7 protein-coding genes and 1 tRNA gene are annotated in these 15,640 nt (G+C 66.0%); 2 read left to right on the top strand and 6 right to left on the bottom strand.

Annotated elements, in window-relative coordinates; all coding sequences use genetic code 11:
• Window positions 1–68 precede the first annotated feature (68 nt).
• From ykgO to ASF32_RS13280, 3 genes are all read right to left on the bottom strand, one after another.
• Window positions 69–194 (bottom strand): type B 50S ribosomal protein L36, encoded by a 126-nt coding sequence (ykgO, locus tag ASF32_RS13290; RefSeq protein WP_003601867.1) that lies wholly within the window; start codon window positions 192–194, stop codon window positions 69–71.
• A gap of 232 nt (window positions 195–426) precedes the next feature.
• Entirely contained in the window at window positions 427–1,770 is a 1,344-nt protein-coding gene (locus ASF32_RS13285; protein WP_056429178.1) for an HlyD family type I secretion periplasmic adaptor subunit, read from the bottom strand.
• On the bottom strand, window positions 1,770–3,530 hold the full coding sequence (locus tag ASF32_RS13280) for a type I secretion system permease/ATPase (protein ID WP_056429177.1): 1,761 nt from the start codon (window positions 3,528–3,530) through the stop codon (window positions 1,770–1,772). The genes ASF32_RS13285 and ASF32_RS13280 overlap by 1 nt, the downstream gene beginning before the upstream one ends.
• Window positions 3,531–3,955: 425 nt before the next feature.
• Between ASF32_RS13280 and ASF32_RS13275 the strand changes: the two genes are divergently transcribed.
• Window positions 3,956–4,375, top strand: coding sequence for a PilZ domain-containing protein (locus tag ASF32_RS13275; protein WP_056429175.1), 420 nt, complete (start codon window positions 3,956–3,958; stop codon window positions 4,373–4,375).
• Between the two features lie 37 nt (window positions 4,376–4,412).
• Here the strand turns inward: ASF32_RS13275 and ASF32_RS13270 are convergent, their stop codons facing one another.
• From ASF32_RS13270 to ASF32_RS13260, 3 genes are all read right to left on the bottom strand, one after another.
• Window positions 4,413–5,648: a DUF1501 domain-containing protein gene (locus tag ASF32_RS13270; protein WP_056429173.1), complete on the bottom strand. Its 1,236-nt coding sequence runs from the start codon at window positions 5,646–5,648 to the stop codon at window positions 4,413–4,415.
• Between the two features lie 22 nt (window positions 5,649–5,670).
• Window positions 5,671–7,107, bottom strand: coding sequence for a DUF1800 family protein (locus tag ASF32_RS13265; protein WP_244483642.1), 1,437 nt, complete (start codon window positions 7,105–7,107; stop codon window positions 5,671–5,673).
• Between the two features lie 295 nt (window positions 7,108–7,402).
• A tRNA-Val gene (locus ASF32_RS13260) sits at window positions 7,403–7,477 on the bottom strand.
• A 736-nt stretch (window positions 7,478–8,213) separates the two neighbouring features.
• Between ASF32_RS13260 and ASF32_RS13255 the strand changes: the two genes are divergently transcribed.
• Window positions 8,214–15,626 (top strand): type I polyketide synthase, encoded by a 7,413-nt coding sequence (locus ASF32_RS13255; protein ID WP_156467805.1) that lies wholly within the window; start codon window positions 8,214–8,216, stop codon window positions 15,624–15,626.
• The last annotated feature ends 14 nt before the right edge of the window (window positions 15,627–15,640 follow it).

Genomic DNA, 15,640 nt, shown 5'->3' with positions numbered 1-15,640 from the left:
GCCCTTCACGCCGCCGTCAACAGGCAGGCTTGACGCGGCTGCCCCGAATTGCCGGGCAGCCCGCAGCCTCAGCCCTGGCGGGCCTTGAAGCGCTTCTGCGTCTTGTTGATGACGTAGACGCGGCCCTTACGGCGCACGAGCTGGTTGTCGCGGTGACGGCCACGGAGGGACTTGAGGGAGTTGCGAATCTTCATCGGTCTCACGTCGGCCGGGTTTGAGCCCGCCGCCTGTCCATAGGGTCTCGGGAACGAGGCACCTCGGTAAGGCGTCCTCGGCGATGGCAGTTCACGCATCGCGGAAAGGCGGTTGCCATATCAGGCTTGAGCGCCTGAAGGCAAGATGCAACCGACCTGCCCATGATGCGGATTCTTCAAACTCTCGCCCCGACGCATGGTCGGGGTCTCCATGCTTCGCCTCTCGGAGCCGTCAACGTTCGCGCCAAGCCTTGGCGATCTGGTCCGTCAGAGGCTTAGTCAGGTAGGAGATGACCGAGCGGTCCCCGAGTTGCATGAACGCTTCCACAGGCATGCCGGGCACGAGCTGGACCTTGCCGAGGCGCTCCACCTGATCCTCCGTCATGCGGATGCGCGCGGTGTAGTAGGTCATGCCGCTCTTCGGGTCCTGCGAGACGTCGGCGGAAACCCGGCTCACGATCCCGTCGATCTCGGGCGTCACCCGCTGGTTGAAGGCCGGGAAGCGCAGGACCGCGCGCTGATCCACACGCACGTTGTCGATGTCCTGCGGCTGAATCTTCGCTTCGACGATGAGCTTGTCGGCGTCGGGCACGATCAGCATCGCCGGCTCGCTGGGAACCACGAGACCGCCGATCGTGTGCACGGTCAGTTGGTGGACCGTGCCGTTCTGAGGCGAGCGCATGTCGATGCGCTTGAGTTGATCCTCCGCGGCGATGCGCTTCTCGACATATTCCGACCAGCGGCCGCGAATCTCCGCGAGTTCCTTTCCGGTCTCGGTGCGCATGTCCTGATCGATCTGGAAGATCTGCAGTTCGATCTCGGTGATCTTTCCCTTGGCCGATGCGGTGGAGGCGATGAGCTGCCCGCGCTCGCCCTGCAGCCGGGCGCCGTCGCGTTCGAGCGCCGTGACGCGCGAGAGCGGCACGAGGTTCTTGCCGTAGAGCTCGCGCACCCCTTTCAGCTCGGTCCCGATCAGCGCCGTTTCCCGCTCCTTGGCGGCGGCCTGTTCGGTGAGGCCCTTGATCTCTTCGCCGAGCTGGGAGACGCGCTCGCGCAACTGCGCCTTCTGGCCCTCGCGGCCGGCGACCCTGGCGTGGAACAGGCGGGTTTCGCTGTCCACCAGATGCGCGACGGACGGATCCTTGGCCTTGCGGGCCAGGAGATCCGCCGGGAAGGTGATCTCGGATGCGCCGTCACGCTCCGCCTCGTCGCGGGCGCGGCGGGCCGCGAATTCGTCGAGCGCCTTCAGGATGATGTCGAGATTGGCGCGGGTCTGGGTCTCGTCGAGGCGGATCAGGATGTCGCCGGCCTTGACCCGTGCGCCCTCCTTCACCCGCAACTCACCGACGACGCCGCCGGTGGGATGCTGGACCTTCTTCACATCCGATTCGACCATGAGCTGCCCCGGAGCGATCACCGCTCCCGAGATCATCGTGAAGGTGGCCCAGCCCCCGATGCCGACGACGAGGACGGCGCCGACACCGATGGCGACGGCAAGGTGGCGGCGGATGGACCCGTTGGCCGTGGGGCGGACCTGGGCGGCGGGAAGTCCGACGGGCGACAGTGCGATGGCCATCACGCGCTCTCCTGCAGGGTGGCGACGTTCGCGCCGGTTCGTTGTGCGGCGACGGGCTCGGCGGCGGGAGCCGGGGTCGACCGGAGGACGCGCTTGAGCACCTCGTCCTTGGGGCCGAAGGCCTGGGCCCGCCCGTCGGCCATCATCAGGATCATGTCGACGGCCGCCAGGGCGCTGGGGCGGTGCGCCACGACGATGCAGATGCCGCCGCGCTGCCGCACACCGACGATGGCCTGGGTCAGGGCGTTCTCGCCCTCCCCGTCGAGATTTGAGTTGGGTTCATCCAGCACCACGAGGAAGGGGTCGCCATAAAGCGCCCTCGCCAGGCCGACACGCTGGCGCTGACCCGCCGACAGGCCGGCGCCGCCCTCCCCGATCCGGGTGTCGTAGCCTTCCGTGAGGCGCAGGATCATCTCGTGGATGCCCGCCGATTTGGCCGCCGCGATGACGGCACCCGATTGGGCGTTGGGATCGAACCGGGCGATGTTCTCGGCGATGGTGCCCGCGAACAGCTCCACTTCCTGGGGCAGGAAGCCGATATGCGGTCCGAGATCGGCGCTGGACCATTGGTCGATGGCCGCGCCGTCGATCCTGACCTTGCCGCGAACGGGAGGCCAGACGCCGACGATGGCGCGGACGAGGCTGGACTTGCCCGACGCGCTCGGGCCGATGATTCCGAGCCCCTGTCCGCGCTGCAGCGAAAGGCTGACATCCTGGACGACGATGCGCTGGGTTCCGGGCGGAGCAAGGGTGACGTTCTCGGCGACGAGACTCTGCGACGGAGCGGGCAGCGCGTGGGGCTGTTCGGCGGCAGGCAGTCGCGCGAACAGCTCCGAGAGCCGCGCCCAACTCTGGCGCGCCTGAACGAATCCCTTCCAGTTCGCAATGGCGAGTTCCGCGGGAGCCAGGGCACGGGCGACGAGGATCGACGAGGCGATGATGACGCCGGCCGAAGCCAGATTGTTGATGACGAGCCATGCACCGAGGGCGAGCACACCCGATTGCAGCGCCATGCGGAACACTTTCGAGCCCGCACCGAAACCGCTGGCGACGTCCGAGACGTTCATCTGCGACTGCATGTAGTCGCGGTTGGCACCACCCCAGCGATCGGCGAAACGTCCCTGCATTCCCATGGCGGCGAGCACCTCGGCATTGCGGCGGCCGGCTTCCGCCAATCCGTTGCGGCGCATGCCGTGGGCCGTGGCGGTCTGCGAGGGCCCACGCGTCGAGCGATCCGTGGTCAGGGCGAGGACGGCCAGGACCGCGGCGCCCACGAGCGCGGCGACGCCGATGAGGGGGTGGAAGAGGAAGCAGATGAAGACGTAGATCGGCATCCACGGCAGATCGAAGAAGGCCGAGGGGCCCGTGCCGCCGAGGAAGGCACGCAACTGGTCGAGATCGCGCAGGGGCAGCAGCCCGTCGCCCGGGGTGGCACCCTTCAGGGGAGCCCGTACGACGATGTCGAACACCCGCGCGCTGAGGGCTTCGTCCAGAGCCGCGCCGACGCGTGCAAGGATACGCGAGCGGATCGTCTCCAGAATGCCCTGAAATCCGTAGAGAACGAGGGCGAGGATCACCAGGCCGACCAGTGTCGGCACGCTGCGGCTCGGAATGACGCGGTCGTAGACTTCGAGCATGAAGAACGATCCGGTCAGATATAAAATGTTGACCAAACCGCTCATCACCGCGACGCCGATGAACGCTGTCCGGCAACTTGCCAACGCCGAAATGATCTCGGCCGATTCCCGCCCCTTAGCCACTGCCGCCCCCGCCGTCACGTTCGATTGTCAAGCTTAGTTCGTAGGAAAGTCTGCGATACCGTTTGCGAACGGCGGTCGGACACTCTCTTCCTCTTAGAAGAAAAGTGTGAATTCGAGAACTCGAAAACATGTCCGTGCGGTTGGATTATGACCGCCTGCGTCCGGCGGGTGCTTCTCCAGCAGCGCCTGTGATGGTCCAATCCAGCCTTTGTGGGGGTGATCAGGTGCATCTTTTGGCTGGCGAAGTCCCCTCGCATCTGGGCCGATCCGGAGACGATGAAGTCCGCGATGCCTTATGCTTCGGATCGCGCGACCTCGCGTATCGGTCGCCAAGCACCGCGAGAAATTCCGATTGCCAGTAGATGTCCGTAAACGTTCTCGGCTTATGCCGATGCGAGTAATGGCGAAACGCCGGAGCGTCTTAAGTGCGGTCGGACAAAGAGACGGGCGAGTCGCAGGATCCGGTGCCGCGGCGCGAGGACCGGAACTCAACCAACTGGATCGCCAATATCCGCCTTCCGGACGGCAGCGAAATCCCCTGCACCGTGAAGGACGTCTCCAAATCCGGTGCCAAGCTCGGCATCCCGTCCTACCAAGCTTTGCCGCCTTCCTTTCTGCTCCGCATCATCGGCCGTGACTTCGTCTGCATGGTGAAGCTCGCCTGGAGGCGGGGCGACTATGTCGGCGTCAGGATCGAGCGCGTCGGGAAGGTGGCGCCGTCTCGCGCCAAACAGGTCGCGCAGCTGCCCCCGGCCGTGGAGATCGCCGTAGAGGCGCCCCCAAACGTCGATGAACCGGGCGGCGTCGGCATCCCTTCGCGCAGACGGACCCCCTCCATCTTTTGACGAGGGCCGATGGCGTAGTCTCCGCGCCTCGCGCAGGTCAGGCCCGAAGCAGATCCCTCATGCCGGGGGCCTTCTCGCTGCCGGGGAAGATCTTTTCCGACAGGACCTTCTCCTCGAACCCGAACTGATCGATCAGCAGGCCCTTCATCACGGCGCGCAGATCCGTCGTCGGCGCGAGGTCGCGACCTTCGAACAGGGCGCTTTCCTTCAGGCTCGGCCAATCGGCGATCACCCGTCCCCCTGCCACCGCGCCTCCGACGAGGAAGGCCACCGTCGCCGTTCCGTGATCGGTGCCGGAGGAGCCGTTCACATGCACGGTGCGGCCGAATTCCGTGACGATCAGAACGGAGGTCTGTGCCCATGAGGCGCCGAGTCCCTCCTTGATCGCCGCTATTCCGGCATCGAGGGAGGCCAGGTTCCTGGCGAGACGCCCCTCATAGGGACCCTGGGACGAGTGTGTGTCCCAACCGTCGAAGTTCATCACGGCGATGCGGGGGCCGGTGACGGGCGCCATGAGCGAGGCCGCAGCGCGGGCGGCCGAGGCGAAGCTGTTGGGGCCCCTCAACGGCTGCTTGCCCATCGCCGCCATGCTCGGATCCGAGGCGATGAAATCGTCGACCTGCACACCCTCGCGCAGGGCATTTGCCAGGGCCTGGTCCTTGTCGTCGTAGAGCGCTTGAAGCCGCATCAGCGTATCGGCCGAGGCGTAGGGCAGAGTCTGCGGCTGCCATGTCTCGACCTGGGCCGGACCACGCAGGATCAGCGGTGTCGTCGCGCTGACGGAGAGAGCCTTGGCCGGCCGCAGCTCGATGCCCTTGGCCTTCGGAATGAGGGACAGTGCGCGATTGAGCCAGCCGGTATCGACGCCGGAACTGGAGCGCGTCATCCCGTTCTCGAGGACCTCCTGCGCGTCGAAATGCGAGCGGGCGCGGTAGGGGGTAGCGACGGCATGGAACAGCGTGGCCTCGCGCTTGGCATAGAGGTCGGCCAGGTTCGGCATGGCCGGATTGAGCGAGAACAGCGGATCGAGCCGGAAGGGCGTGTGCATCGGGGACAGCTTGAAGCCAGAGCGGATCGAAGCGAATTGCGGATCGCCCACCGGCATCACGGCCGACAGGCCGTCGAGCCCACCGCGCAGCACCACCACGAGGAAGCGCGGGTCGCGGCCGGACGCGGCCCAGACCTTCGGCACATAGGGCCAGGCGAAGAGGGCGCCGGCGCCGAGCAGCAGGTTGCGGCGCGTCGGCAGGTGGGCGTGTTCCTGAGGATTCATGGGGTCATCGCCTCTCGACCGGCTAGCGCCGCTGGAATTCCGGACTGAGCATCAGCAAGGCCAATGCCTGTTCGGGGCTTTCGCCCTGCCTGATGACGCGCCGGGTCTCATCCGAGAAATAGCCGCCGATCCGGTCGTCCACGAGTTTGCGGATATCGACATGGTTCGCGTTGAACGTCGCGCATTGCTGTGCCCAGTCGATCCGGCTCTTGATGCCATCCGAGGTCGCCCAGGCATCGTCTTCCTCGGCCCATCCTTTGGGTGACGGGGCGGCCAGGAACGGCTGGCCCATCGCGAGAAGCGAGGCTTTCGGCGATGGCCTAACCGGCGCTTGTCCGAGGAGGCGACCGGTCGCGGCGAGGAACTCGATCGGCGAGCGGAGCTTCACGGGAGCGGCGGTCCAGGCCTCGTCGTTTTGGATCAGCGCGGCGGTCACGGCCTTCAGGTCGCCGTCGCTGTCCTGAAAGGCCTTGGCGAGGTTCTTCTGAAGAGAGTCCGACGCCTTTTCCGATACGAACGCACGCGCCATCCGTCGCGTCACGTAGCGTGCCGTGGATGGGTGGCGGACGAGATCGGCTAGGACCGCGGGAAACTCCTCTGCTCCCGCTTCCGCGTAACGCTTACCGAGGATGGTCTTCGGCCCTGGTTGATGCAGCCGTTCACGGAACACCACCTCGCCGAAAGTCTCGGATTTTGGGTTGAGATCCACGGTCCAGCCCGTGAGGACGGAGGCCAATGCCGTGACGTCGGCCTGACTGTAGCCCCCGTCGACGCCGAGTGTGTGGAGTTCGAGCACCTCGCGTCCGAGATTCTCGTTGAGGCCGGATTTCTTGATGCGCCCGACTTTAGAATCGGGGCCGATCGAGGATGCGTTGTCGAGATAATAGAGCATGGAGGCGTGCAGGATCGCCGCCTTGGCCATGTCGTGAAAGCGGCCGAGAATGAATGGCCGAATGGCTTCGCGCTGGAACGAACCCGCCGTAAGGCTGGATTTCCCCTTCCCAGCCCCGATGGTGAAGTGATTGGTCCAGTGTAGAAACAGCCGCTCGTGCAGTGGTGCCTCGGTCGCCGCCGCCAGTCTGAGCCAGGTGATCAGCTCATCGGCGTTCTTCGTGATCGACCCCTGAGTGGCCTTGGCCTCGGAGTCGTTCTCCATCATGCCGCCACCCATTGATGGCTCTGCGCCGGGTGCCATCGCCATGGCACCATCTTGCATATTGCTGCCTAGCTTGACCTTGGCACCGTCCGCATCCGCCATCGCTTCGCGGCGCTGCTTCGCGAGCTGACGACGATGCATCATTGCCTGCAGCTGATCGGTCGTTGACATCAGTTTGGCTTCGGGCGCCGTCACCGACATGTCGAGCTGAGCGCGAACGTAGCCGCGCGGATCGTCGAGGGCGCGCAGATCGATGGCGCTGCATCCGAGGCCGAACCGTCCGACCGCATTCGAGAATGCCAAGTTTCGGCTCATCATTATCTCCGGCATCCGGCACGGTGGCCGAGATGCCCGGCACCGAATGAAAGCGCTCGCCTTACACTCTTTGTCTGAGGCGGTTCTGTGACCGGGACGGCGGCTCACGCAAGCGTGACAGTGGCTGGCATGAGACAACTGCCATTCGCTGCCTGGGGCGCGATGGACGCGGAAGCCTCGACGTACGAGCAAGTCGTGCGTTCACGACGGAGGGGCTGCCAGAACGAGAAAAAGCCCCGTTTCCGGGGCTTTTGTTCTCTCGTCCATCTCGCCCGAAGGGAAATGGTGGGCGCGACAGGGATCGAACCTGTGACCCCTACCATGTCAAGGTAGTGCTCTCCCGCTGAGCTACGCGCCCCGGCTGAAGCGTTTCCGCTGCAGCGAGGAGCGGCGTATAGCTTTCGGCTGGAACGGGCGTCAAGGGCCTTTTCGCGGAAAGCAGGCGTTCCTTCGATCCGGGCCGCGTTTTCTTCGATGGGACCACCCTATCCCATCGAGCTCTAAGTGAGGCATTTATGTTGCGGCGCAGCATAGAGGTGCTTGAATGAATATCGTGAAGGAGCGTAAGTGGATTTTTACTCCAGGCATTATCAATAAGGAAAATGGAAAAATCGACACCTTCATGATAGTCGAAGAATATGCTATAAATCACATTTTACTATACTATCACAAATATGACAGGTGCATTAGCATTGGGGATTTTCTGATGCATAGATTGTTGAGTTATGCAAATTAAGTCACGTTTGTTACTAAGTGTCGATTTTTTATTGTAGTAATACAATAATAATTCTGAAAACCGATGGCGCGGTGCGTTAATAATGTTTGATATTATGCCGATGCGGGATAAGTTTGTACAGTTTCAGACGTGCGGTTGAAGTAGCGGCCTATATTGAATGCTGCCGTAATCATGACTGTGTGATTTTTATCAGCCCGTGAAACTATCCGTATCTTGAAATCCCTCCGGCCTCTCTGCTGCAGCAAAGCTGCCATGGGTTGGACACGGTTCCGGCTGCATATTATGCATCCTCACGTCGGTTGTCCGCTGCAGGTGCGAGACGGCGATGTCCTCGATCAAGAGCGTGTGCGAACCGAACGTGATCAAGCGTACAGACATAGCGATCGTCGGCCGTTCGTGCCGGTTGCCCGGCGCTGCAAGCGTCGATGGCCTGTGGCAGCTTCTGAGCGAGGGCCGCTGCGCCGTCGGGCGTATCCCTGACGATCGCTGGTCGTTGGAGCGGTTCGGCCATCCACGCGCGCAGGAGCGCGGCAAGAGCTACACATGGTCGGCGGGCGTCTTGGACGACATCTGGTCGTTCGATCCCGGCGTCTTCGGCATTTCGCCCCGCGAAGCCGAGCAGATGGACCCGCAGCAGCGGCTCCTCCTCGAACTGACCTGGGAGGCCCTGGAGGATGCGGGTCTGCGTCCCTCCGCCGTGGCGGGGTCGCAGATCGGGGTGTTCGTCGGCGCCTCGTCCCTCGACTACGGAAACCTGCGCGTCCTCGATACCTCGTCGGGTGATGCCTATGCGGCGACCGGCAACACGCTCTCGATCCTGTCCAACCGGATTTCCTACATCTACGACCTGAAGGGGCCGAGCTTCACCGTCGATACAGCTTGCTCCTCTTCGCTCGTAGCGCTCGATGCCGCCGTCGCGGCGATCGCCAGTGGCCGGATCGACACCGCGGTCGTGGCGGGCGTGAACCTGCTCGCCAGCCCCTTCAACTTCATCTGCTTTTCCAACGCGCAGATGCTGTCGCGGACCGGGCTGTGCCAAGCCTTCTCGGCCAATGCCGACGGCTATGTCCGGTCCGAGGGCGGCGTCGTTCTCGTCCTGAAATCGGCGCGGGCCGCTTCGCGCGACGGCGATACCGTGCGTGGCGTCATTGCGGCGAGCGGCGTGAATTCCGACGGCCGGACCACCGGCATCTCCCTGCCTTCCGGCTACGCACAGGGTGCGCTGCTCGAACAGGTCTATCGCGAGGCCGAGATCGATTTCGATGCGGTCGCCTTCGTGGAAGCGCACGGCACCGGCACGGCGGTGGGCGACCCGATCGAGGCCGGCGCCATCGGTGGGAAGATCGGCCGGCCCCGCAAGGAGCCGCTGCCGATCGGCTCGATCAAGAGCAATATCGGACATACCGAGCCGGTCTCGGGCCTCGCCGGTCTTCTGAAGGCAAGTCTCGCCCTCGAGCACGATCTGCTGCCGCCCTCGCTGCATGCGACCGTTCTCAATCCCGACATTCCCTTCACCAAGCTCAATCTCTCGGTGGTCACCGCGCCGCTGGCGATCCCGCGTGGCCGGGGTGAGCGTTTCGCCGGCGTCAACTCCTTCGGCTTCGGCGGCACAAACGCCCACATCGTCCTCACCGACGGCGCGCCGGCCTCTGCCTCGAGCGATGCCGGGCGCGGGCCAGAATTACTACTCCTCTCTGCCCAGAGCCGCGCCGCGCTGAACGAACTCGCTCTCGACTACGCCGATCGGTTCGAACGCGCAGATTCCGCCGAGACCGTGCGGATCGCCGCCGCCGCCGCTCATCGCCGCGAGCGACTGTCGGCCCGCCTCGCCATGCCCATGGACGCAGACCTGCCCGCCACCTTGCGCGCGGTCGCCGATGCCGAGGAGACCGACATCGCCCGGGTCGGCACCGCCGTCGACCGTAGCGCCGAGATCGCGTTCGTCTATTCCGGCAATGGCAGCCAATGGGTCGGGATGGGCCGGGAGGCCTATGACCGCAACGCCATCTACCGGTCGGCCTTCGACCGGATCGACGTCCTGTTCGCCGAGATCTCGGGCTGGTCGCTGAAGGAAGCTCTGTTCGCCGAGGATCTGGCCGAGCGCATGGTCCTCACGCGGGTCTCGCAGCCGCTGATCTTCGCCATTTCCAGCGCTTCGACCACGGCCCTGAAGGCCGCCGGTCTCGTCCCGTCCTACGTGCTCGGCCACAGCGTGGGTGAGATTGCGGCGGCCGAGGGAGCCGGCATCCTGAGCCTGGAACAGGCGGTGAAGGTCATCTTCTACCGCAGCCAGCATCAGGAGACGACGCGCGGCCTCGGCACCATGGCGGTGCTGCTGGCACCCGTGGAGGAGATCGAGATCTTCCTCGAGGATTATCCGAGCCTCGACATCGCCGCCTATAACAGCCCGAAGGCCGTCACCGTGGCGGGCCCGGTCGCCGATATCGACGCGGCCATGAAGGCGCTGGCGCGCAAGCGCCGCCGTGGTCGCAAGCTCGACCTCGCCTACCCCTTCCACGGCCGGCTGATGAACCCGACCGAGAAGCCGCTGCTGCGCGATCTCGGAGGATTGAAGCCGCATCCCGGCACGATCCCCATGGTCTCCACCGTGACCGGGGCCGTGCTGCAGGGCGGGGAGTTCGACGCCGGCTATTGGTGGCGCAACATCCGCGAGCCGGTGCGCTTCTGCGAGGCTGTCCAGGAAGCGACCCGCAAGGGCGCCCGCATCTTCGTCGAGGTCGGCCCAAGGGCGACCCTGCTGCCGCATATCGGCGATTGCATCGAGCCCCTCGGCATCGAGAACGCAACGGTCGGCGTCCTCACCAACAAACCCGTTGGCAGTGACCCCTTCGCCCGCGCCCTGGCCTCGGCCCTCGTCCACGGTGCCGCCGTCGACGAGGCGGCGGTCTTCGGCGAGAACCCGAAGGGCGATGTCGCGCTTCCGACCTATCCCTGGCAGCGTCGGCCGTTCCGGCTGTCGGAGACCTCGGAAGGCGTGGGCGCCGCGACGGCCCGCGCCTATCATCCGCTCTACGGATCGCGCCTTTCGGCCGACGGGCTCGAGTGGAACGGCCATCTCGACATCGCCACGGTGCCGGAACTCGATGACCACCGTATCGACGGCCAAGCGATCCTGCCCGGTGCGGCCTTCATCGAGATGGCTTTGGGTGTCGCCCGCGAGGCGATGCGCAGCGACGACGTCGTCCTCGCCGAGTTCGAAATCCAGTCGCCGATGGTCTTCGGTGAGGACGCCCTCCGCGAAGTCGCCGTGCGGCTCTCGGGCAGCGGCAACCAGATCCAGATCCTCAGCCGGCCTCGGCTGACCCAGGCGGGCTGGCAGTTGCACGCCTCCGCCAAGATCGTGGACGGCACCTTCGCGGCGCGTCCCCGGCAGGACATCATCATCCCGGCCGAGAACGCCGTCGAGGGAGAGGGGCTGTATCGTCTCGCCGCCGCCTCAGGTCTCGATTTCGGGCCGAGCTTCCGCCAAGTGGCCCTCAGCGCCCGTGTGGACGAGACCGTGATCGTCTCCGAACTCAAGCCGGCGGAGCCGGATACGCGCTTCGGCCTCGTGCCGGCGCGGCTCGATGCCTGTTTCCACGGCCTGATCCTGCTCTTCGCCGACCTGTTGGGCGAGGGATCGACCAAGGCCTATGTGCCGGTGCGTTTCGGCGAGATCCGGCTGATTCGGCCCGGTGCCGTCATCGCCCGGGCGATGATCCGCACGCGGCGCTGCAACGAGCGCAGCATTCTCGCTGACTTCACCTTGGTGGATGAGGCCGGCGACGTCATCGCGACCCTGCGGGAAGGCCGGTTCCAGGCCTTGCGCGCCAAGTCCGGCCAGGATCTCGCCGCCTACGCCATCGCGCAGAGGTCGGAACTCGCCACGGAGCCGACCGCGATCCCCCTCGATCGCCGCGCCCGCATCGCCGATGCGGTCCGTCCAGGCATCAAGGCGGCTCTCGCGCCCGCCGATGCTGCACTCTCGCCGGGCCATCTTCTCCTCGAAGGCTGGGCCACCTCCCTCGCCTACCGCATGGCCGAAGGGCTGCAGCGCTCGGGCACCGTCGCCATCGACGATCGTGTGCCGGAATCGATGCGGCCCTGGCTGCTGAACGCCCTCTACGCCCTCGAGAGCAGCGGGCTCGCCACCCTCGACGGAACGCGTTGGACTCTGCGCAAGGACGTGACCCTGCCCGCCCCCGACGAGATCATGCGTTGGATCGCGGCCGACCATCCCGAATTGTCCGCCGAACTGGTGCTCACGGCGGATCTCGGCGCCGTCGTCTCCCGCCTCCTCGACGGTGACCTCGCGAGCCAGCCCACCCTGTCGCAGAACGCTCTCGACGCCTTCGTCCTGCGTAGCGCCAGCGCTCGTGCATCCTCGGATGTGATCGCCGGTATCCTCGACGGCGCCCGCGCCGACCTTCCGACGGACCGGTCCCTGCGCCTGCTTCAGCTCGGGTTCGGGCCGCTCTCGGCCCAGGCGGCCGCCATCGCCGATGGAATCGCCGCGCACCTTACGGTGTTCGAGACCGATCGCCGCCTCGCCGAGCGCGCTCGCCTCGCCCTGCCGCGCGGCGTCACCGTGATCGAGGACGAAGCCGACCTGACGGAAGGCGGCTTCGACGCGATCCTGGCAAGCAACGTCCTGCACCGGACCGAGCGCGGCCTTCTCGGCAAGATCGCCGACGCCCTCGCCACGGGTGGGTTCCTGCTGGCGGTGGAGCCGGGCGCTTCGCTCTTCCGCGATCTCGTTTTCGGTCTGCTGCCGGATTGGTTCGAGAGTCTGGACGGGATGCCCCTGGGACGCCTCGACGACATCACCGGCTGGCAACGTTCGCTCAGCGATACCGGTCTCGTCCGCGTCGCCGTCGACCGGGCGGTCTCGGCCAATGGCGACGATCTTCTCTTCCTCGCCGAGGCACCGGTACGGGCAAAGGCCTCCACCGGCCAGACCTTCACCTTCATCATCGGGTCGCAGGATTCCTTCGCGGCGGAAACCGCCTCGTCGCTGGCGACGCTCCTCGTCGCCGCCGGTGTCCATGTCTCGATCATCCTCGATTCCGAGCAATCGCTGCTCGAACTCGAACGCGAGACCCCCGATACGGTGGTGTTCCTCGCCGGAGCCTTCGACACCAAGGGCGACGCCGCCGACCGGTTGCGCGAACGCTGCCTCGGTCTCAAGCGCTGCGTCGAACATCTCGGGACCCGTCAGACCCGCCTCTGGGTCATCTGTCCGGGCGCGACGCGTCATGACGGAGACGCCGACGGAGCGGTGGAAGCGGGCCTCTGGGCCTTCACCCGCACCCTCGCCAACGAGGTCGCTACCCTCGACATTCGCCGCATCGATCTCACCGCTGCGATGCCGAGCAAGCAGGCATCCGAGCGCCTGCGTGACGTGATCCTGTCCGGCACCACCGAGACGGAGATCATCCTCGACGCGGACGCCACCCGCGTGATCCGGTTCGCGCCGGGGCAGCTTTCACGCCGTCCCGCCTCCGATGCCGTAGCGGCTCCAGCCGCGCAGCTCGAGCGCAGCGTCACCGGCGGCCTCAACGACATGCGTTGGGGACCGGCCGAGCGGCGCACGCCCGGACGCGGCGAGGTCGAGATCGCCGTGGAGGCCACGGGCCTCAACTTCCGCGACGTGCTCTGGGCCCTGTCGATGCTCCCGGAGGAGATCCTGGAGGATGGCTTCGCCGGTCCGCGTCTAGGCCTCGAAGTCGCCGGTCGCGTCGTCTCGGTCGGCAAGGGTGTCGCCGCCTTCAAGGTGGGCGACCCTGTCGTCGCCTTCGCGCAATCGGGCTTCTCGACCCATATCGTGGTGCCCGAGCTCGTGGTGGCGCCGAGCCCACCCGGCCTCGACCCGCAGGCGGCGGCCACCGTGCCGGTGGCCTTCCTCACCGCTTATTACAGCCTCGTCAGCTGCGCCCGGCTGCGGCGCGGCGAATGGGTGCTGGTCCATGGTGGTGCCGGTGGCGTCGGGCTCGCCGCCCTGCAGATCGCCAAGCTGAAGGGAGCCCGCGTCATCGCCACCGCCGGGTCGCGCGAGAAGCGTGCGCTGGTGAAGGCTCTCGGGGCCGAGCACGTCCTCGATTCCCGCTCCCTCGCCTTCGTCGACGAGGTCCGCCGGATCACGGGCGACGGGGTCGGCATCGTGGTGAACAGCCTGTTCGGCGAAGCGATGGAACGCAGCCTGAACTGCCTGAAGCCGTTCGGTCGCTTCATCGAGCTGGGCAAGCGCGACTATGTCGCCAACACCCATATCGGCCTGCGCCCGTTCCGCCGGAACCTCTCCTATTTCGGCGTCGATCTCGATCAGGTGCTCCAGCACCAGGGTGAGGACGGGGCGCGTCTGTTCCGAGAGGTGATGGCCCTGTTCACGGAAGGCGGTCTCAAGCCCCTGCCGTTCCAGCCCTTCACCGCCGACGAGGTCTCGGACGCGTTCCGGCTGATGCAGCAATCCGGGCATGTGGGGAAGATCGTCATCGCCCCGCCGAAGCCGGGCAGCATCGTGGTCGAGCGCAAGTCCGACTTCCGGGTCTCGTCGGAGGGCGTCCATCTCATCACCGGGGGGCTCGGCGGCTTCGGCATCGAGGCAGCCCGGTGGCTCGCCGACCGGGGAGCCCGTCACTTGGTTCTGGTCGGCCGAAAGGGCGCCTCGAGCCCTGAAGCCAAGCAGGTGGTGGCCGATCTGGCGGTCCGTGGCGTCAGCGTCGCGGCGATGGCCTGCGACATCACCAGTCGCGAGGCGGTGGACGATCTCCTTGCCGAGGTCGAGGGCGACGGCCGCAGGCTCGCCGGCGTGATCCATGGGGCGATGGTGCTGCAGGATGGCCTCATCGCCAATCTCGACGCGGCTGCCCTCGACGCGGTCATCCGCCCGAAGGTCGTCGGCGCGGAGCATCTGGATGCAGCCACCCGCGAGCGGCAGCTCGACTACTTCGTGCTGTTCTCCTCGGCCACGACCTTCATCGGCAATCCGGGACAGGGCGCCTACGTCGCGGCCAACGGTTTCATGGAGGGGCTTGCCCGCCGTCGCAAGGCGCTGGGACTGCCCGCCCTCGCGGTCGCCTGGGGCGCGATCGGCGATGTCGGCGTACTGGCGCGCAACCGCGCGGTGATGGAGACCCTGGCCGGCCGCGTCGGCGTGACGCCGATGGATGCCCGCCGCTCCCTCGACCTCATGGCCGGGGCCCTGGAAGGGCAAGGCTCGTCACCCGACGATGCCGTCCTGGCCATTGCCTCGATGCATTGGGGCAAGGCGCGCGAGCGTCTCGCGACCATGCGCTCGCCGAGCTACGGCGATCTCGGTTCCGACCAGCAGGCGGAATCCGGCACCGTGACCGCCATCGATATCGGTGGTTTGCTCAAGAGCCTGGACCTCGATGCGGTGCGCAAGACCGTGTCCGATGCCATCGTTGAGGACATTGCCCGCATCCTGCGTCTGCCCAAGGACGATATCAGCCGTGTCCGCCACCTCTCCGAGATCGGCCTCGACTCGCTGATGGGTGTGGAACTGGGCGCCAGCCTGCAGGAGCGCTTCGCCCTCGACGCGCCGCCTTCGGGTATCTCCTCGGGCCTGACCGTCGTCGAACTGGCAGAAACGCTGATCCAGTCCGTGGCGGCGCCGGTCGATGAGGCCTCGGCGGCGGTAATGAGCCTCGCCCAGCGCCATGCCAGCGAAGGCGTGGATGTCCGCACACTCGAGCCGTTCCACGAGCTCGTCGAGCAGAACAGTCTCCAGATCAAAGAAATTCTGCCATGATCCGCGCGGCCGGC

Source organism: Methylobacterium sp. Leaf91 (assembly GCF_001422815.1).
GTDB lineage: Bacteria > Pseudomonadota > Alphaproteobacteria > Rhizobiales > Beijerinckiaceae > Methylobacterium.
Note: the sequence above shows the minus strand (reverse complement) of the source record. Positions and strands in the feature narration are given on the sequence as shown.

Bases quoted from the DNA above. Each gene is read 5' to 3' on its own strand.
- ykgO (WP_003601867.1), bottom strand. From the start codon at position 194: ATGAAGATTCGCAACTCCCTCAAGTCCCTCCGTGGCCGTCACCGCGAC.
- ASF32_RS13285 (WP_056429178.1), bottom strand. From the start codon at position 1,770: ATGGCCATCGCACTGTCGCCCGTCGGACTTCCCGCCGCCCAGGTCCGC.
- ASF32_RS13270 (WP_056429173.1), bottom strand. From the start codon at position 5,648: ATGAATCCTCAGGAACACGCCCACCTGCCGACGCGCCGCAACCTGCTG.